This window comes from Streptomyces sp. NBC_01478 (assembly GCF_036227225.1).
In the GTDB taxonomy this organism is placed as follows: Bacteria; Actinomycetota; Actinomycetes; order Streptomycetales; family Streptomycetaceae; genus Streptomyces.
Window position 1 is genome coordinate 2,480,192 of the sequence record NZ_CP109444.1, and the last position, 19,195, is coordinate 2,499,386.

Consider the following 19,195-nt stretch of genomic DNA (forward strand, 5'->3'; position numbering starts at 1 on the left):
CTACGTCCGTGAGGTGATCAGCGGGCGTAGTACTCGACGACGAGCTGCTCGTCGCAGATCACCGGGATCTCCTTGCGGTTCGGCTCGCGGTCCAGGCGGAACGCCAGGGCGCCGAGGTTCACCTGGAGGTAGCGCGGGATCTCGCCGTCGGGGGCGAAGCCACCGGCGCGGGAGACCTCGAACAGCGTCTTGCTGCGGCTGCGCTCGCGGACCATGACGACGTCGTCCGGCTTGACGCGGAAGGACGGCTTGTCGACCTTCTGGCCGTTGACCTCGATGTGGCCGTGAACGACCATCTGGCGGGCCTGGTAGATCGTGCGGGCGATGCCCGAACGCAGGACCAGCGCGTCGAGACGACGCTCCAGCTCGATGATCAGGGCCTCACCGGTCTTGCCCTGGACCTTGGAGGCACGCTCGTAGGCGCGGACGAGCTGGCGCTCGGACACGTCGTACTGCGCGCGCAGACGCTGCTTCTCCAGCAGACGGACCTTGTAGTCCGAGTTCTGCTTGCGGCCGCGACCGTGCTCACCCGGCGGGTAGGGACGGGCCTCGAAGTACTTGACGGCCTTCGGGGTCAGCGCGATGCCGAGGGCACGCGACTTCTTGACCTTGGGGCGGGACTGATTCGCCACGATGTCTCTTTCTGTCTGTCGGCTTGTCAGGGTGGTGAGGGAGGTCGCATCCGCAGCCGGGGAAACCCGCCGGGACCCTTGCGGGACCTGGTGGGCAGCCGCTCCCCTGATCTGGGCACTACGTGCAGCACGCGAGTGGCCCACCGACCGGTCCCGTCTTGCGACGGATGGTGGTGGGCTGCCCGCGACACCATTCGAACGGTGCGCGACGCTCCTGGAGCCGGTCCGAGAACCGGTGCTCCGGCTGACCGTCCCGTTCTGACAGCACGGGACACAGCACTTCGGGGGATTCTACAGGGTGCTCAGGACCGCTTACGACCAAGGTGTTTTCTGGTCCACTCCACGGCGTCCGCGTACCGCGCCTCGGCCCCGTGCCGGGTCGGTTCGTAGTACTCGCGGTCCTTCAGCTCCTCCGGGGCGTACTGCTGCTCGGCGATCCCCTCGGGCAGATCGTGCGGATAGACGTACCCCTGGGCGTGCCCCAGCTTGGCCGCGCCCTTGTAGTGCCCGTCCCGCAGATGCATCGGCACCGGGCCCGCGTGCCCCTTGCGTACGTCCTCCATGGCGGCGCCGATCGCCATGGTCGCCGCGTTCGACTTGGGTGCCAGGGCGAGCGCGATGGTGGCGTGGCTGAGGGTGAGCGCGGCCTCCGGGAAGCCGATCATCGCCACGGCCTGGGCGGCGGCGACCGCGATCGGCAGCGCGTTCGGATCGGCCAGGCCGATGTCCTCGCTCGCGGAGATCATCAGGCGGCGGGCGATGAAGCGCGGGTCCTCGCCGGCCTCGATCATGCGGGCCAGGTAGTGCAGCGCCGCGTCGACGTCCGAGCCACGGATGGACTTGATGAGGGCGCTGGCCACGTCGTAGTGCTGGTCGCCGTCGCGGTCGTACGTCACGGCCGCCCGGTCGACCGTCTCCTCCAGGGTCTGGAGGGTGATGTCCGGCTCACCCTTGTCGAGGGCGGCCCCGGCGGCGGCCTCCAAAGCGGTGAGCGCGCGGCGGGCGTCGCCGCCGGCGATGCGCAGCAGGTGGTTCTCGCTGTCCTCGGGGAGGGTGACCGCGTCCTTGAGACCGCGCTCGTCGGACAGGGCCCGGCGCAGCAACGCGCGCAGATCGTCGTCCGTGAGGGGTTCGAGGGTGAGGAGGAGGGAGCGGGACAGGAGCGGGGAGATCACCGAGAAGTACGGGTTCTCCGTGGTCGCCGCGATCAGGGTGATCCAGCGGTTCTCGACGGCCGGGAGCAGGGAGTCCTGCTGGGCCTTGCTGAAGCGGTGGATCTCGTCGAGGAAGAGGACGGTCTCCTTGCCGAAGCCGCCGGTCGCGCGACGGGCGCCTTCGATGACCGCGCGGACCTCCTTGACGCCCGCGGTGATCGCGGAGAGCTCCACGAACCGCTTGTTGGTCGCCTTGGAGACGACATACGCGAGGGTCGTCTTGCCGGTGCCGGGCGGGCCCCAGAGGATCACCGAGGACGCTCCGGCCGGGCCCCCCGCCCCCTCGCCGACCAGTCGGCGCAGGGGTGAGCCCGGCTTCAGCAGATGCTGCTGGCCCACCACCTCGTCGAGGGTGCGCGGGCGCATCCGTACCGCCAGGGGACTGCTGGACGGGTCCTTCTCCTGGCGTTCTTCGGCTGCGGCGGTGAATAGGTCGGGCTCCACGTCCAAAACCCTATGTCACGCCACTGACAATCCCGTCGGGGCCGAGGTCAGGCCCAGAGCTGGGTGCCCCAGCGGGTCAGGATCAGCATCGCGATGATGCCGACGTGGGTGACCGGGAGGACCCAGGTGAACTCGGCCAGGAAGTTCTTGACCGGGCGCGGGACCTTCAGGAAGTCGTTGCGCATGTTGAACGACGTGACGTACCAGAACATCGTGATCGTGGCGACCCAGGCCAGCGAGCACCACAGGCACAGCGCGTTGATCCGGTACAGCGACTGGAACTGCAGCCAGGTGCAGAAGGCCACCCCGAAGAGCGTGCCGAAGTTGAAGGTCAGCCAGTACCAGCGCGGGAACTGGACCCGGGTCAGCAGGCTGATGCCGACGCAGATCACGATGCCGTAGGCGACCAGGCCGAGCATCGGGTTCGGGAAGCCGAAGGCGGCTGCCTGCTTACTCTCCATCACGCTGCCGCAGGACACGATCGGGTTGATGCTGCAGCTCGGGGTGAACGTCTTGCCCGCGAGCTTGCCTTCGAGGATCTTGAACTTGTCGATCGTGATGACCCACGCGGCGAGCAGTCCGGCCGCTCCGGTGATCACCAGCAGCACGGCGAAGGCGCGGCTGCTCCCCACCGTGCGCGGCTCTTCGGCCGTGTGCTCCGGCTCGGAGTCGGTGGAGACGTCCTTCACTGTCGTCTTGCTCATCACGCCGATCCGTCACTTGAGAGTTGGACCTTCTTCGGGCACGGCCATTGTGCCGCACGCACCCGCCTGTCCACCGTTCGGTGGACATAAGGAAGTACGCACGGTCGTCCCTGAGCGCTCGATTCCGGACGATGCTCGTGGCATGACAACACAGGCGAACGAACTCGCAGTGGATGTGCGGGGGCTGCGCAAGCAGTACGGGGACGTGACCGCCGTGGACGGAATCGATCTCGAAATCCGCACGGGAGAGGTGTTCGGGCTGCTCGGACCCAATGGGGCGGGCAAGAGCACCACGGTCGAGATCCTTCAGGGCAACCGCGGCCGGGACGCCGGCGAGGTGTCGGTACTCGGGTCGGACCCGGCGACGGGCACACGCGCGTGGCGTTCGCGGGTCGGGATCGTCTGGCAGGACGAATCGGCACCCGCGGAGTTGACGGTCGGCGAGACCGTACGGCATTTCGCCCGCTACTACCCCCGGCCCCGCGACCCGGAGGAGGTCATCGGCCTGGTGGGTCTCGAGGCCAAGGCGGACAGCCGTATCAAGGCCCTCTCGGGCGGCCAGCGTCGGCGTCTCGACGTGGCCCTGGGGGTGATCGGCGGTCCGGAACTCCTGCTCCTGGACGAGCCGACGACCGGTTTCGACCCGGCGGCCCGGCGCCAGTTCTGGGATCTGATCCGCAAGCTCGCCGACGAGGGCACCACAATCCTCCTCACCACGCACTACCTGGAGGAGGCGGAGAACCTCGCCGACCGCCTCGCCATCGTCGCCAAGGGCCGCGTGGTCGCCGAGGGCGAACCGGCCGCCCTGCGCGAGCGCCACGGCTCCGGAGCCACCGTCCAGTGGACCGAGCCGGACGGCACCCCGCGCGCGGAGCACACCGACACTCCTACCAAGGTCGTAGCGGAGCTCATGCACCGCTTCGACGGCGAGATCCCCGGGCTGCTGGTGAGCCGCCCCACCCTGGAGGACGTCTACCTCCGGCTGACCGGACAGGAGGACGCCCGATGAGCACGACGACCACGGCCGTACGGACCCGGACACCCGCCTCCCGGGAACGGCTGCCCAACGCCTGGGGACTCGGCCTCCAGCGAGGCGTGCTGGAACTCAAACAGTTCTTCCGCCAGCGCGACCAGGTGGTGTTCACCTTCGCCTTCCCGGTCGTCTTCCTGTTCCTGTTCGCGTCGATCTTCAAGGACGACGTCCGGGGCGCGGGCGTCAACGCCTCCCAGCTCTACGTCCCGGCCATGATGGCCGCCGGCATCATGTCGACGAGTTTCCAGTCCCTCGGCATCTCGATCGCGATCGAACGCGACGAGAAGGTGCTGCGCCGGCTGCGTGGGACGCCGATGCCGCCGGCCGCGTACTTCCTCGGCAAGATCTGGCTGGTTCTGGTCACCGGCCTGACGGAGACGGCGATCCTGCTCCTGGTCGGCACCACCCTCTACGACGTGGATCTGCCCTCGTCCGCGGTGAAGTGGCTGGACTTCGGGTGGATCTTCGTGCTCGGTCTGACGGCCTGTGCCCTGCTCGGCATCGCGGTCAGCTCGGTCCCGAAGTCCGGCAAGAGCGCGACCTCCGTGGTCGTACTGCCCTTCCTGGTCCTGCAGTTCATCTCCGGGGTGTACATCTCGATCGACACGATCCCGGACTGGATGCTCAACATCGGGGCCCTGTTCCCGCTGAAGTGGATGTGCCAGGGGCTGCGCGGGGTGTTCCTGCCCTCGTCGGCGCAGGTGCTGGAACAGGCCGGGAGCTGGGAGTTCGGGAAGATCGCGCTGGTGCTCGGGGCGTGGTGCGTCGGAGGATTGCTGCTGTGTCTGCTGACCTTCCGGTGGAAGAACCGGCGCGACGGATGACCGTTCCGCACGGGGCGACGGGCTCGTACACCTGGGACCGCTCCTTCCGGCTCTGGGACACGTACTTCGCCCTGATCTGGCTGGCCACCCTGGTGTTCGTGCTCGGCACGGACCGGCCGGGGTGGCCGGTGCGCGTCGCGGCCGCCGCCCTGCTCGTCCCGCTCGTCCCGCTCTACGTCTGGATCGGGCGTCCGGTCCTGCGGGGCGACCCGCCGGACGAACGACGGGCCATCGGCTACCTCGTGGCGCAGATGGCGCTGTTCCTGCCGTCGGCGGTGCTGGTCGGTGAGACCCGGCTGATGGGCTTCGCGCTCGTCCCGCCGTGCTTCATGGTGCTGCGGCTGCGCTGGGCGCTGATCGCGGTGACCGTGATCAACATCGCGCCGGTGATCGGCTGGGCGCTGCTGTGGTGGCCGAGCGACCAGGACGTGTTCTTCAACTCGGTGTTCGCGGTCGTCACCCTGGTCTTCTCGATGGCGCTGGGCACCTGGATCATCCGCGTCATCGAACAGAGCCAGGAGCGCGCCGAGTTGATCGCCGAACTGGACGCGAGCCGACACGAGGTCTCCCGGCTCTCGTCGGCGCACGGCGCCCTCGCCGAGCGGGAGCGCATGGCTCGCGAGATCCACGACACCCTGGCCCAGGGCTTCACCAGCCTGCTGATGCTGGTCCAGGCGGTGGAGGCCGAGTTGGACGACGACCTCCCGCAGGCCCGCCGCCATCTCGCCCTGATGGACGAGACCGCCCGGCAGAACCTCGCCGAGGCCCGCGCCCTGGTCACCGGCGGCACACCGGCCGACCTGGAGGGCGCGTCGCTCCAGGACGCGCTGCGCCGGCTCGCCGCCCGCCATGACGCCCCGCTCCAAGTCACCGGCCCGGTCCGTGCGTTGCCCGCCGGTCCCGAGGTGGTGGCCCTGCGCTCCTGCCAGGAGGCCCTGGCCAACGCCCGCAAGCACGCGGGGAGTTCGGCGACGGTGCGCCTCGCGCTGACGTACGCCGACGAGACGCTGACCGTGTCCGTGCGGGACGACGGGTGCGGCTTCGACCCGGGTGCGGTGTGCGGCGGTTACGGTCTGGCGGGGCTGCGGACCCGGGCCGCGGAGGTGGGCGGGACGGCGGTGGTGCGGAGCGTGCCGGGCGAGGGCACGACAGTGACCGTAAGGCTGCCCGTATCGCCTTTGAGGAGTACCCGATGATCCGGATCGTCCTGGCCGACGACCACCCCGTCGTACGCGAGGGCCTGCGCGCCATGCTCAGCGCCGAACCGGACCTCGACGTCATCGCCGACGCGTCCAGCGGACCGCAGGCGGAGGCGCTGGCGGCCGAGTTGCGGCCGGACATCGTCCTGATGGACCTGCGCATGCCGGGCGGCGGAGGCGTCGACTCCATCGTGCGGATGAGCGCGGCCGGGCTGCCGTGCCGGGTGATCGTCCTCACGACGTACGAGACCGACCGGGACATCCTGCGGGCGGTGGAGGCCGGGGCCGCGGGCTACCTGCTGAAGGACCTGCCGCGGAGTGAACTGGCGAACGCCGTACGGGCCGCCGCGCGCGGCGAGACCGTGCTGGCGCCTTCGGTGGCGGCGCGGCTGGTGGACCAGTTGCGGACGAAGCCGGAGCGGCCGCGGTTGTCCGAGCGGGAGATCGCGGTGCTGCGGTTGGTGGCGGAGGGGTGCACCAACGCGGAGATCGGGCGGCGGTTGTACATCGGGGAGTCGACTGTGAAGACCCATCTGCTGCGGGTGTTCGGCAAGTTGGGGGTCGACGACCGGACGGCGGCCGTCACCAGTGCGATGCGGTACGGGCTGCTGGACCAGTAGGGGCCTGGCCAGGCAGCGGGGTCGGCTCCTGCTCCGGTGTGGGCCGACGTCGCCGACAAGTATCGCGAACGCCGCAGGAGATCGTCCCGTTCGGTGAGGGCATGCGGCGCGGCTTACGGGACCTCCACAGGCAGCACCATCACCCCGCCCGGTCCCCCACCGTGCCGCCGACCAACTCACCGCCTGTGTCGCGGAGTTGTCCAGCGCCCCGCAGGGACGGCCACAGAGGCCGCCGCCGCACGGTGACAGCGTGGTGACGTTCCGTTGACGCTACCTGTCGTAGCGTCACGGACAGTCGGCGCGCGGCGCGTCGGCGGCCTCGGCGTGGCGCGGGGCGGACGTTCGCGGGCGAAGGGCGCATCCATGGCGTACCAGGGCGGTGGGCGGTGAGCACCTTCACCGACGGCCTGATGCTGCGGCTGAACGCACCCGGCGGGCTGCCCGGCCTGTTGCTGCCCGCCGACGCGACGGGGCTGGCCCGGGTCCGCCAACTCGCGGCCACGCTCTACGGACTGCCGGCGGCCACCGTACACGAGGTGTCGAAGCTGGAGGTCGCCGAGGCGGAGTACCAGTGGCCGCTGTTCCGGCCCCGGCTGCTCTCCGGTAGCTGGATCCGCACCGCGCCCGCGCACGAGCGCACCGAGGTGCTGTACGAGGGGCGGGACGCCGCCGCACCGCCCGAGTGGGTGGACCTGCGGCTGCGGCTGTCCGCCACCCTGGTGCTCGAACTCGACCGGGGCGCGATCGAGTCGGTGGTACTCAACGACATCGGGGAGTACCACACCCTCGCCGAGTTCCAGGCGAAGTTCCGCTACTTCGACCTGGCCGGCTACCTGGCCCGCCATCACATCGAGACCGTCGACGAGTTGCGGCGCACCTATCGCCATCTGCTCGGCGAGATCCGGCTCGCCGCCCCGCCGCCCTTCGATCCGGCCGACCCCGCCAACCAGCGCCGGGTGCCGCTCGAACTGGCCGTGCTGGTCCGGGAGTCGGTGGACCTGACCGAAGCGCTGCGCGCCGCGCGACTGGTGCGCGACCTGGCCGAACGGGGCCTGCCCGCCCGCCGCGAGCCGGCCGGCCTGGAGTCCCGGTGCCGACTGGCGCCGGTGCTGGTCCTCCCGGCCGCGGCGGTGGCCGCGAGCGGCATCGCCGAGGCCGATCTGCTGGCCTTCTTCGCCGCCCAGGACGTCCTCGCCGTCCCGGTGCCGCCGTAGCCCGGCGCGCCGGCCGCCCACCCGAATTCCCGCCGTCCCGAAGCCAGTTGAGGAGACCACCGTGACCCTCCCCGATCCCGTCGACGCGGCTGCGGCCGACGAGGAGACCGAAGCCGCGACCGCGGCCGACGACGAACCCGCCGCGGACAGCGGCACCGCCGCCCCGACGATGACGCTCGCCGAGCAGGAGGCGCTGCGCCGCAAGCTCCAGGACAAGTTCCACTGACCGGTGCCCCGACGAGCGGGCGACAGGCGAAGGGAAGACGATGGCCGTCCGGTACATCAACGTCAAATCGAATGTGGAGATGTTCTCCCCGGTGGTGCGCGCCACCGGGAACGTCGCCGTCATCGGCGCCGCCGCAACGGGCACCGACGGCAAGGTGGTGGCGGTGACCAGTCCGTCGGGGGCCGCCGCGGCGTTCGGCCCGGCGACGATCCCCGACCCGGCGGACCCGACGAAGCAGAAGCCCAACTCCTCGCTGACCGCCGCGCTGGTCACGCTGTTCGGGCAGAGCCCGGGGCCGGCCCAGGTGTTCGCGGTGAAGGTGAACGGCGCCGCCATGGGGGCGGTCTCCGACCCGTCCGCCGCGCTGGCCGCGATCGAGGAGCTGGACGTCCAGTTCGTGGTGCTGGCCGCAACCCCGCTCGACAGCACCTCCGGCGCCGCCACCGGGGCGATCGGCCGGCTCGCCGCGCATGTCACCGACGTCTCCGACCACGGCGGCGAGGGCAAGGAGCGGATGGGCGTGGCCATGCTGGTCAAGGACTCCGCCGATCCGGCGCTGGTGACCGGCACGCTGGCCGGCGACCGGATGATCTACATCGCGCACCGCAGCAACGAGGACGCCGCGGCCGCGGTGACCGGCACCGTCGCCGGATATCCGCCGCACGTCTCGGTGCTGCTCAAGCAAGTCATGATCGACAGCGCGCCGTTCAGCGTCGCCGACATCAACAAGCTCAACCAGTCCGAGCAGTTCGGCGACCCGCCGAAGGGAAACGGGGTCAACTGGCTGGTCCACCCGGCGCTGCTGCCGGGCGGTGGCGTGTACCTCGGCGAGGGGTACACCGGGAACCCGGCCGGGATGAAGTTCGTCGACGTCCGACGCACCGTGGACGACGTCTCCTTCAAGTTGAAGGCGCGGCTGATCAAGGCGGTCGGCAGCCTGCGGATCAGCCGCTCCGGGCTGCGCGCGCTGGTGGTGCAACTGGAGGCGGTGCTCGACCCGTTGGTGCGGGGCGAGGTGATCGAGAGCTACGCGATCGACATCCCGGTGCTCGATCTGCTCGACGCCGATCCGGCGGCGCTCACCGCGGCGCAACTGACGGTCATTCAGAACGCACAGACCGAGCGGCTGGCCGAGGTCCTGGTGTCGGTCGACTACGCCGGTGCCATCCACCGCATCGCCCTGACCCTCAACTTCACCTAGGAGCAGGCATGCCCGACTGGAACACCCGGCTGGAGATCCGCCTCGGCAACTCCGTGGTCGCGCCGATCTCGCAGTTCACGCCGACCTTCAACGTGCCGCACACGGTCATCCACTCGATCGACGCGGACAACCTGGGCTATGTGCGCCAACCGCAGACCTTCACCTTCACGATGACCGTGCAGGCGATCGGCACCGCGGTCGCCGACCTGACCGAACTCGCCGTGAAGGGCAAGGAGTTCGAGATCACGGTGGCGGAGAAGAAGGGCACCGACTGGGCCTTCAAGGCGCTCAAGTTCAGCCGCTGCGTGATCACCTCCGCCAACCCGAGCAATGTGGTGATCGACGGCGCGCCGAGCGCCAGTTTCACCTGTATGTCACTCAGCCCCGGCGTCGAGTCGTGACGGTTCCCGACCCGGGCGGCGGTGAACCCGAGGACGGCGAGGGCCTGTTGGTGCTGCCCGCCTTCGAGGCCGGCGGCCGGGTCGAACGGACCGGGATCGCTCTGGTCCACGAGGGCGAGTACATCGTGCCCGCACCGGGCAGCGAGGCGGTCCTGTCACCCACCGCCGGCGCGGGCGCGGGCGGGGCCCAGCGAGTGGTGTGGAACTTCCCCGTGGAGGTCGAGGTGATCGGCGAGCTGACGGGCACTCAGCTCGACGCGGTGGCGCAGTACGTGTTCGACGAGCTGGACGTGGCGCTGCGGCGGCAAGGGGGAGGGTGAAGGACCGATGACGGAGGTCGAGGTGCGGGTGCCGATCCGACTGCGGCTGGTCGGCACCCCGACGGCGGCGGACCTGGAGAAGCTGGAGGCGGCCGTGGCCCGGCTGGTCGCGCGCCGGCTGGCGCAGGCCGAGCGCGCGCTTGCCGGGCACGGCCCGACCGGCCACCGGGCGGGCGCGGCGCAGGGCCCGGCGGAGCGCTACGAGTCGGCTCTCGACCTCCCGTCCGACGGCTACCGTCTGACGTCCTACCAGGGCCCTCCGCGCCAGGTCCGGGTTCCCGTCGGCCGACCCGCAACCAGCCCGGCCGCCACCGGCCCCGCCGTCACCGGGCCGCAGGCGCAGCAGGCCGCACTGCACCGGATCGGCCGGCTGCTCTCCCGCGACCTGACCGACTGGGCGATCACCGACGCCGAGGCCCGCGAGGCGCTGCGGATCCTGCGCCGGCTCACGCCGGAGGACGTGGTCGCGGTGGTGCAGGCCCTGCGGCTCAGCGGCAAGCTCGCGGTGCTCGGGGAGCAACTGCCGTCGGACGCGGACGACGAGCTGATCGACCTTCAGCAGAAACTCGACCCCAACTCCGGCTATCTGATGCCCGGTGACACCGTGCGGGTGGAGGTCCGGCTCGGCGAGAAGCGGCAGGAGGACGTCTCCCGGGACTGTCTGCTCACCACCGCCGGGCTGACGCTGCCGATGCTGGAACACCCGCTGCCGGTCACCGGCCTGCTGCCGGCCGCCCTGCCCGACCGGATCGTCCGGGCCTACCTGGACGCGCTGATCTACCCGGACCCCGCGGTCCGGGTGGCCGTGGTCGCCCGCGGACCGCGCTGGGCCCCGCGGCAGGGCCCCACCCGGGGGCTGCTGTGGTACGACTCGCACCCGGTGCGCCGCAGCGCCGCGGACCAGGCGCAGTTCGACAAGCGGCGCGAACTGTTCGGCTACCTCGCGGGCACCCGACTGGACGACCCGCTCGGCCGGGCCGCCTTCATCCGCTACCAAGCGTGGATCGAACAGCACTACGGCACACCGGAGTTCCTCCGGCAGAACGGCCCGGACCTGTGGACCGCCGCGCTGAAGGAGACCGGCAAGCCGGCCACGCCTTCGGTCAGGGCCAGGTTCCTGGAGCTGGCCGCGGTGACACAGCGCGGCGTCCGCTCGCTCCCGGGGACCGAGCAGGCCGCGGTGACCGGCGCGCTCGGCGACTACTTGTCCTGGCTGGACCGGCAGAGCGACGCCGACCTGGTCCGCCACGACCCGGCCTCGGTCTGGGCTCGGCTGTATGTGCGGCGGCTCGGTGCGCGGATCCGCGAGGAGGTGGCAGCGAAGGTCCGGCGGGAGCGGGAGGCGGCCCTCGACGAGGCGGCGAAGTGGGACACGGAGGCCGCGGGCCGCAAGCTCGACCAGGTGATCGCGCTCCTGGAGAAGCGGGTGTGGAAGGTCCGCGAACCGTACACGGAGGAGGACCGGCAGAACCGGGTCGGCTGGCTGGTGTGGGAGTCGGAGCGGGAGAAGGCCGTCCGCGATCTGATCGCCCGGGAGTTCCTGCACGAGGAGATCGCCCGGATGCACGAGAAGTCCTTCACCACGACCTCCGCCGAGCAGGACTTCAAGGCCTTTCTGGCCGCCCACCCGGAGGAGTTCAACGCCTACCTGGTCGCCCAGGCGTACCCGGAGACCGAGCGCTACGACATCCCGCCCGAGGACATCCCGCTCTGGCAGACGGCGATCGAGACCGCGGTGAGCTTCATCCCGGTGGTCGGCTCGATCGTCGCGGCGGGCGAGGCGTCTTTCGGCTACGACCTGTTCGGCCACGAGCTGAGCACCACGGACCGGGCGATCCTCGGCGCCGCGGTGCTGCTGCCGGCGGCCGCGAAGGTGTTCAAGCTGGGCCGGGCGGCGGTCACGGTGGAGACCATGGTCCGCGACTACCGGCTCTCCGCCCGTGAGGCCGACGCGGCCTTCCGGACCCTGTCCGGGCTCAAGCCCGGGTCGAAGGGCGCGCGGCTGCTCGACGACGCGGCGCGCGAGGTCAGGGCCGGGCGTTCCGTGCGCGACGCCGGACGGCTCGGCGAGCTCAAGGAGCTGTTCACGTCCGTGGGCCTGACCGACAAGGCCACCGCCCGGGAACTGCGGGCCGGGGCCGCCGAGACCGTGCTGTCGGGCGGCGCCGGCCGGCCGGGCCAGGAGGCCGCCGACAAGTACTTCCTCGCCGAGGAGGTGGACCAGTTGGTCGCCTCCATCGAGGAGCAGCGCGCCACCCGCCCGTCCGCCACCGGCGGCGCCCGGCCGACCGTCGACAACGTCCGCGTGCCCGTCAACAAACGCACCAGGCTCGACATCGAGAATCTGGTCCGCCGCGCCGGGGAAACCCGGCAGCAGGCCCTGAACCGGGCCCGCCAGGTGATCGGACGGCGTCTCGACACCACCCCTCTCGGCCCGGTCTGGGAGCGGGCCCGGGCCAAGGTGGTCGGCACACGGTCGCTGGAGAACGCGACCCGGCAGGAGATGTTCGACCTGTACGGACGGGTGCGCGACGAGTTCTGGATCCAGTGCAAGGCCGACTCCGGGGCGGTGGACTACCTCCGGGACGCCGGGTTCTCGTTCCCCGAGAAGGGCCGCGCGCCACTGATCGACGTGACGGACGCACCGGCCGGCCTCGGCCTGCCGCGGGCCGCCGACATCGGGGTGCAGGAGCGCCGGATCAGCCTCGACCACAACCTGGAGAAGGCTCTCGGCGAGAACTACCGCAAGGCCGTCGACGCCGACAACCTCACGTTCGAGCTGCACAACCCGAACAGCAACCGGGAGACCGTACAGGTCAAGTTCAACCTGCGGGCCACTCCGGGGGTGGCCGAGTGAGCGCCCCGCCCACACCGGTGACCGTCCGGTGGAACGGCGGCTGCCCGGAACCGACCCGGCGGGCCGTCGAGGCGGCCGTCACCGCGGGCGTCCGGCGGGCGCTGGCCGGCCGGACCGCCGTAAAGGCCGCAACTGCCGTGTCGGCAAAGGGAAGTGACGAGCCATGGGGTCCGGGTGCCGACGGCCGTTGGTGGACGATGCCGGGTTACGCGGACGGCAGCGGTGCCCCGGTGGCCGTTCCGGTCCGGTCCGCCGGCGGGCCGGGTGAGCGACTGCCGTTCGGCGACGTGCTGAGTCACGACCGGTTCCCGACGCTGCCGCTGATCATGGTGACCGTCCACGAGTGGGTGCGCACCGGCGCCGCCCCGTACCTCAACTCGGCCTCACTCGCCCGGGCCGTGCAGTGGGGGACGTACCTGTACGGCGCGCACGGGTTCACCGTGCTGGAGCGCGGCGGGGAGCACGTCGCGGACCGCTTCGTCATGGTGCCGCTCGACGAGCCGCTGCTGATGCGGCAGTTCGGCCGGACCGCGCCGCCCGTGGCCGTCGCCGCCGGGCTGCCCGATGTGGAGGTCACCGAGCGCGGCAGGGTGCTGGTGCTCACCGACTACCGGGTGGTGGTGACGGTCACCGCCGAAGGCCGCTGGCTCGTCGACCTGGACCGCGGGGTGCACTGGACGCCGCAAGCGATCCGGCGCGAGCTGGCCCGTACCCCGGCCGACCAGCGGGTCGCCCCGGCGGTCGCGGCCTGCGTCGCCGCCGGCCGGCTGGTCGCCGAGGGCGGTGGAACCGGAGCCGGTCTGCCGGGCGCGGACCAGGAGGCGCTGCTCGAGCACATCGTGGTCATGGACCGGCATGTCTTCGCCTGGATGCCGTGGGAGCAGCGGGCCGGCTACCTGGTCGCGCTGTCCGGGCTGCTGTGGCCGAACGACCGGCAGAAGAAGGCCATGGTCGAGCTGCTGGTCTCCGCCCGCTCCCCGTCCGAGCTGGAGGCGATGGCCGCCCTGCTGCGCGAACGCGGCGCGTACGAGCGGCTGTTCACCACCCTGGACGGCTCCGTGGTCGAGTTCCTGCTGGTCCTCGGCCGGCTCCGCCCCCGCCGTCAGCTCAGCACGGAGTACCTGCTCGCGCTGCTGGACGAGCTGTCCATGAGCCCCGGGGACGGCACGGCGCAGGACCCGGACGGGCTCCGTGGGCTGCGCAACGTCGCCAATGGGCTGAGCCTGTGGTTGCGTTCGACGGTCGACGGGCTGATCGACCTGTTCACCCACTCCCCCACCCAGTTGATCGAGGGCATCGCCCACCTGGCCGAGTTCGTGCTGCTGGTCCGCCGGGCGACGACCGCACCGGTCGACCCGAAGGCCGCTGCCGTACTGCAGACCCTGTGCGAGCAGGCCGGCCGGGCGATCCTCGTCGCGCTGGCCGGCCTGGAGTACGCCGAAGAGCTCGGCACGCCGTTCGGCGCGCGGGCCGGCGCGGGCCGGGGCGGGGCGCGGATCGGGGGCGACCTCGGCCAGACCCTGGGGACCGCGCTGCTGGTGGAGGTCCTCAGTTGGTTCGTCGGACTCGGCGAGCTGAAGGAGGCACTGGGCGGCGCCGAGCTGACCGAACGGCTGGCGGCCCTGCTGCGGGTGCTCGGTTCGGTGGGGCGGCTCGGCAAGGCCTCCGAGGTGGCCGGTGAACTCAGCAGGCTGGACCGGATGGTGGCGGCGCTGGCCGGGCTCGCCGAGCTGCGCGACCTGGACGCGGCGGCACAGGCACTGCGCCTGCTGCCGGAGCCGTATCTCGCCGAACTGACGCGGCTGGCCGAGACCTTGGAGGTACCGGCGGGCGCCGCCCCGCGGGTGCTGCGCCGCCTCGCCAGGCAGCACAACGCGCTGCCCGAGGTGGAGCGGCTGGCCGACGCGCTGTCGCTGGCCCGGCGGTTCGAGCGGCAGGCGGAGACCGTCGGCGGGGTCACCGAGGAGATGACCGCCGCTCTCTCCCGGCTGATGGAAACCGGCTTCGACCGCCCGACCATGCGGACGCTGGTGGAAGGCGTGCGGCCGCAGGCCCTGGAGGCGTGGTCGCGCGCGGTGGGCCGGCTCGGCGCCAACGGGCTGCGGCGGCTCGGGGCCGGGGCCCTGCGCGACCTCGCCGAGCGTCCGCGGGCGCTGGCGCTGATCGCCGAGGCGGGCGGCGACGCGTACGTCGCGCTGCTGAACCGCGGCCACGACGCCGAGGCGGTCGACGCCCTGCTGCGCGCACTTGAGCTGCGGCGGAACGAACTTCCCGACCCGGCCGCCTACCAACGACTGCTCGACCGGCTCGCCGCCCGGGAGGGCGCCGCCTTCGAGGAGTTGGCGGGCCGACTCCAGGTGGCCACGGAGGCCACGGCGGCCCGGCTGCGGGCGGCCGGCCGGCGGCACCTGGTCGCCGAACTGACGGAACTCGCGGAGGAGGCCGACGACGCGCGACGGACCGGGGAGCACGCCGTGGCCGCCCAAGCGATCGCCAAGCGGGAGCAACTCGCCGTACGGCTCGATGATCTGACGGACCGTCAACTCTCCGGGGCGGAGGAGATCGCCCGGCGCGCCCGCGAGACCTACGACTGGCAGGACGTCTGGCGGTTCCCCGCCGCCGGCCGCGACGACCTGCTGGAGGTCGTCGGCGAACTCACCGAGCGGCTGGGAAACCGGCAGCTCGACGGTCTGCAGCACCCGCTGCGGACCCTCCTCGCCGAGCGGGGCACCGGGAAGGTCTTCCAGGGCACCATGGGCGAGCTGTACGCGGCGCGGAGCCTGGCGGCGGAGTTCCACGCGACCGCGCTGGAGTTCCAGCGGACACGGGCCGGCCGCCGGGTGGACATCATCGCCGAACTGCCCGGCCGGGGCCGGGTCAGCGTCGAGGTCAAGACCAACCTGACCGGGCCGGCCGGTTACCTCCGCACGCAGTTGGTCAACGACCTCGTCGCCCATGCCGCGACCGGCTACACCGACCTGCTCTACCTCTACCACTGGGACTCCGCCGGGGAGTTGCCCGCCCTGGGGGAACGGATGATCCGGCACTTCGACGACCCCGATGTGCTCCGGGCGCTCACCGCCGCCGGACACGATCCCGCCGCGGCCAGAGCCGCCTTCCGGGCCTGGCTGACCGCCGGGAACCCGCGTACCTACCACCGGCCCTGACCGGCCGCCGTCCACGAGTTACGTCCACACGCCAGGGAGGGCAGATGGCCGACCGGAACACGCCGGTGCTGATCGGCGCCGTGCCGCTGCTGTACGTGCAGAGCCTCAGCATCAGCGAGGGGTACCAGATCGAGCGGATCTCCGGCAGCCGCTTCTCCCAGGCGATCGCGCCGACCACCAAGACCATCGCGGTCGAGGCCCTGCTGCCCGGCCCCGACCGGCTGCTGGTGAAGAAGGAGCTGGAGGCGCTGGCCCTGGTCTCCCGGGTACTGGTGGCCGCCGCCGCGCCGCTGCTGGCGAGCACCGGTATCCCGGTGGTGTGCGGGCTGACCGTCAGCCTGGACATGCAGATCACCGACCTGCGCTTCAGCCAGTCGGCGGGCCGCCGGGAGGCGCTGGACGTCAGCCTGACGCTGCGTCATGTCCCGCGCTCCAACGTCACCGCGGCGCTCGGCGAGGCCGCCGATCTCGCCCTGGCCGCCGGCACGGCGCTCGCCGCCGCCACCCCGCCCGCCGCCCCGGTGCCGCGCACCGCGACCGTCCCGCTGGCCGGGTGAGCGCCGTGACCACAGCGTCCTCCGTTGCCGTGGACCCCGCCGTGACCACAGCATCCTCCGCGGCCGTGGACCCCGCCGTCGACCTCTCCCGCTATCTGCTGCTGCCGGCCGACGCCGACGAGGGCTTCCCGCAGGCCTTCCGGCTCGCCCTCGGCACCAACGTGTACACCGTCGTGCTGACCGTCACCGTGGTCGACGAGGAGCACCTCTCCGGCGGCCGGCCGCTGGTGCTGCCGGAGGCGGGCGCGTTCATGGTGGCCACGGTGACCCGCGAGACGCCCGGCCCGGCCCGGGTGGTGCTGCGCCGCAAGCTGGTGCCCGGGGTGGAACTGACCGGCGGTGAACTCGCGCTGCTCCCGGTGTCATTGGTGGTCGACCCGCGCAACCTCGGCGCGGCCGGCCCGTACGGGTCCGAGGTACGGGTGGGGGTGGCGCTGCGATGGGCTTCGTGATCTGGTTCCAGTTGAAGGCGGAACGGGCCGGGCCGGGCGGGCTGGTGCCGCTGCGGGTGTCCAACGACGTGTTCGCCGGCGAGTACGTGCTCGACGCCGACCTCCGGATCGACCTGCTGTCCGGGGCCGCCGCCTCGACCTTCTCCGCCAAGCTGACCAACCTGCCGGCCGACGCGGTCGAGACCCTGAAGACCCGGCACGCCGAAGCGCTGGCCGGACGGGAACCGCTGGAAGTCACCCTCAGCCTCGGCTACTTCGACGACCCCGGCGGCCGTACCGCCCCGGTGGTGCGCGGTGTCCTGACCGGCATCCGCACCAGCGTCACCGAGGCGGGCGACCTGCTGACCGAGCTGCGCGGCATGGAGACCGCGGGGTTCCGGCTGCTGCGAACCGCCGTGCGGGCCGGTCGGCCCGGCGGGCAGTCGCTGACCGCGGCCGTACAGGCGGTCGCCGCCGCGGCGAGCGGGAGCACGGTCCCCGTGCCCGTCACCGCCTCCGCCGACGGGCTGCCGACCGCGAAGGACCTCACCCTGCGGGCCGGTGACGGCCTGTCGGCCCTCGGACAGATCGCCAAGTCCGCCAAGGCCCCGCTGGTGATCGGCGACGGGGTGATCCGGATGGGCGCGGCGGTCGACGCGGGCGCTCCCCTGCGGTTCACCGCGGCCGAACACATCGTCAGTCTGGAGCACGTCCAGGAGGACCCGGAGGACCTGGTCCCGGCCGTGCCCGGTGACGCGGACGACGGGCTCTCCTCAGTCGCGGGAGCGGGAACGACAGCGGCAGCGGCGGCGACCGGTGTGCCGTCAGGCGGCGGGCAGGTGGGCGGCGCGCGCACCAGCGCGCGGCTGACCGTGCTCGGCGATCCGGCGGTCCGGCCCGGGCGGCGCGCGGTCCTGGTGACCGCCGACCCGCGGGACGGCCTGCCGGGGCCGCTGCGGATCGAGCGGGTCCGGCACCTCTTCGACAGCCGTCGCGGCTACACCTGCGAGGTGCTGCTGGTGGTCGCGGCGCCGGGCGCGCGGGCGGTGTGCACCACCGGAGCGGACGGCGTCCGGCAGCGCTTCCGCGACCTGGTCGAGCAGGTCGGCGCCGACCACCCGGCGGTCGACGTCGGCGAGGTGGCGACGTACGCGGACGGCCGGACCAGCCGGCACCTCGCCGATCTGCACTACGGCCAGTCGCCCGCCGCCGAGGTGGTCGCGCCGAGCGTCGAGACCGCCGTGGACCGCGAACCGCTGCTGCACGAGCGCCCGATCGCCTCCCCGTTCGCCTTCCACCGCTGCGGGCTGATGGTCCCGGTGCTGCCCGGCATGCGAGCCGTCCTGGCGCACAACCGGGGTCTGGTCAACGACGCGGTCGTCACCGGCTTCCTGTGGCCGGAGCAGCCCGAGTACACGCCGCCGCGCAACCGCCCCGGCGACTGGTGGCTGTGTCTGCCCACCGGGCTCGACAGCAAGGGCCTGCCGACCGGAAAGGGCGTCAACGACCTGACCGACGCGGCCGGACGGCGGGTGCTGCAGGCCAAGGGGCTGCGGATCACCGTCGGCGACAAACTGCTCCCCGATGTCGGCGAACGCCCGGAGGTGCCCGCCGACCTGGCCGGGAAACTGCTGGTCGAGCACGAGAGCGGCACCACCGTCGTCGTCGCCACCGACGGCGCGGTGACCGTCGACACCGGCGGCAAGGCGATCACGCTGAAGTCCGGCGAGGCGTCGATCACCCTCGCCGACGGGCGGATCACACTCAACGGCTCGTCCGTGGAGGTGGGCTGATGCCCGCCGTCCTGAACGCCGACGCCTCGATCGGCTGCGGCCACAAGGGGACGGTGCAGATCACGCCCGGCCAGCGGACGTTCACGGCCGGCGGCTCGCCGGTGCTGACGCTCGGCGACTTGGAGGGCAAGCCGATCAGCGGCTGTACCCAGGTCACGAGCGGCACCACGGTGCAGTGCACCGCCGTCGTCTCGGTGACCGGCGGCGCCGCCACGACGCTCACGGCAGGCGGCCGGCCCGCCCTGCTGGAGACGGTCAGCGGGGTCACCAACGGCAGTCCGCCCGGCGCGCTGAGCGTTCTGTCGCCCGGTCAGACCATCCTGCGGGCCGGCTGAACCCGCCCGACCCACCCGAGCTG

The 19,195-nt window shown here is 72.0% G+C and carries 18 protein-coding genes; 15 read left to right on the top strand and 3 right to left on the bottom strand.

Features of this window, described 5'->3' with window-relative positions; genetic code table 11:
- Positions 1-17: 17 nt before the first annotated feature.
- From rpsD to OG223_RS11095, 3 genes are all read right to left on the bottom strand, one after another.
- Positions 18-632, bottom strand: coding sequence for a 30S ribosomal protein S4 (rpsD, locus tag OG223_RS11085; protein WP_329245931.1), 615 nt, complete (start codon positions 630-632; stop codon positions 18-20).
- Positions 633-934: 302 nt separating this feature from the next.
- Entirely contained in the window at positions 935-2,290 is a 1,356-nt protein-coding gene (locus OG223_RS11090; protein ID WP_329245932.1) for a replication-associated recombination protein A, read from the bottom strand.
- Positions 2,291-2,337: 47 nt separating this feature from the next.
- Complete coding sequence (locus OG223_RS11095) at positions 2,338-2,994, bottom strand: vitamin K epoxide reductase family protein (protein ID WP_329245935.1); 657 nt, start codon at positions 2,992-2,994, stop codon at positions 2,338-2,340.
- 142 nt (positions 2,995-3,136) lie between these two features.
- Between OG223_RS11095 and OG223_RS11100 the strand changes: the two genes are divergently transcribed.
- The 15 genes from OG223_RS11100 to OG223_RS11170 all read left to right on the top strand — a co-directional run bounded on the left by OG223_RS11100 (position 3,137) and on the right by OG223_RS11170 (position 19,172).
- On the top strand, positions 3,137-4,003 hold the full coding sequence (locus OG223_RS11100; protein ID WP_329245938.1) for an ABC transporter ATP-binding protein: 867 nt from the start codon (positions 3,137-3,139) through the stop codon (positions 4,001-4,003).
- Entirely contained in the window at positions 4,000-4,851 is an 852-nt protein-coding gene (locus OG223_RS11105; RefSeq protein WP_329245941.1) for an ABC transporter permease, read from the top strand. Before OG223_RS11100 ends, OG223_RS11105 begins: the two co-directional genes overlap by 4 nt.
- Positions 4,848-6,047 (top strand): sensor histidine kinase, encoded by a 1,200-nt coding sequence (locus OG223_RS11110; RefSeq protein WP_329245943.1) that lies wholly within the window; start codon positions 4,848-4,850, stop codon positions 6,045-6,047. The genes OG223_RS11105 and OG223_RS11110 overlap by 4 nt, the downstream gene beginning before the upstream one ends.
- Positions 6,044-6,670, top strand: coding sequence for a response regulator transcription factor (locus OG223_RS11115; RefSeq protein ID WP_329245945.1), 627 nt, complete (start codon positions 6,044-6,046; stop codon positions 6,668-6,670). Before OG223_RS11110 ends, OG223_RS11115 begins: the two co-directional genes overlap by 4 nt.
- A gap of 386 nt (positions 6,671-7,056) precedes the next feature.
- A complete protein-coding gene (locus OG223_RS11120) occupies positions 7,057-7,884 on the top strand; it encodes a hypothetical protein (protein WP_329245948.1) in 828 nt (275 codons plus the stop codon).
- 61 nt (positions 7,885-7,945) lie between these two features.
- Positions 7,946-8,110: a hypothetical protein gene (locus OG223_RS11125; RefSeq protein ID WP_329245951.1), complete on the top strand. Its 165-nt coding sequence runs from the start codon at positions 7,946-7,948 to the stop codon at positions 8,108-8,110.
- 40 nt (positions 8,111-8,150) lie between these two features.
- A complete protein-coding gene (locus tag OG223_RS11130) occupies positions 8,151-9,311 on the top strand; it encodes a hypothetical protein (RefSeq protein WP_329245954.1) in 1,161 nt (386 codons plus the stop codon).
- 8 nt (positions 9,312-9,319) lie between these two features.
- On the top strand, positions 9,320-9,712 hold the full coding sequence (locus OG223_RS11135) for a hypothetical protein (protein ID WP_329245957.1): 393 nt from the start codon (positions 9,320-9,322) through the stop codon (positions 9,710-9,712).
- Positions 9,709-10,032 carry a hypothetical protein gene (locus OG223_RS11140; protein WP_329245958.1) on the top strand — a complete coding sequence of 108 codons (324 nt, stop codon included), beginning with the start codon at positions 9,709-9,711 and terminating at the stop codon, positions 10,030-10,032. The genes OG223_RS11135 and OG223_RS11140 overlap by 4 nt, the downstream gene beginning before the upstream one ends.
- Positions 10,033-10,039: 7 nt before the next feature.
- Positions 10,040-12,889, top strand: a complete 2,850-nt coding sequence (locus tag OG223_RS11145; RefSeq protein ID WP_329245961.1) for a pre-toxin TG domain-containing protein — start codon at positions 10,040-10,042, stop codon at positions 12,887-12,889.
- Positions 12,886-16,056 carry a hypothetical protein gene (locus OG223_RS11150; protein ID WP_329245964.1) on the top strand — a complete coding sequence of 1,057 codons (3,171 nt, stop codon included), beginning with the start codon at positions 12,886-12,888 and terminating at the stop codon, positions 16,054-16,056. The genes OG223_RS11145 and OG223_RS11150 overlap by 4 nt, the downstream gene beginning before the upstream one ends.
- A gap of 44 nt (positions 16,057-16,100) precedes the next feature.
- Positions 16,101-16,613 carry a hypothetical protein gene (locus OG223_RS11155; protein WP_329245967.1) on the top strand — a complete coding sequence of 171 codons (513 nt, stop codon included), beginning with the start codon at positions 16,101-16,103 and terminating at the stop codon, positions 16,611-16,613.
- 41 nt (positions 16,614-16,654) lie between these two features.
- A complete protein-coding gene (locus tag OG223_RS11160) occupies positions 16,655-17,065 on the top strand; it encodes a hypothetical protein (protein WP_329245970.1) in 411 nt (136 codons plus the stop codon).
- Positions 17,053-18,837 (top strand): hypothetical protein, encoded by a 1,785-nt coding sequence (locus tag OG223_RS11165; protein ID WP_329245972.1) that lies wholly within the window; start codon positions 17,053-17,055, stop codon positions 18,835-18,837. The genes OG223_RS11160 and OG223_RS11165 overlap by 13 nt, the downstream gene beginning before the upstream one ends.
- Positions 18,837-19,172 carry a hypothetical protein gene (locus OG223_RS11170; RefSeq protein WP_329245975.1) on the top strand — a complete coding sequence of 112 codons (336 nt, stop codon included), beginning with the start codon at positions 18,837-18,839 and terminating at the stop codon, positions 19,170-19,172. Before OG223_RS11165 ends, OG223_RS11170 begins: the two co-directional genes overlap by 1 nt.
- The last annotated feature ends 23 nt before the right edge of the window (positions 19,173-19,195 follow it).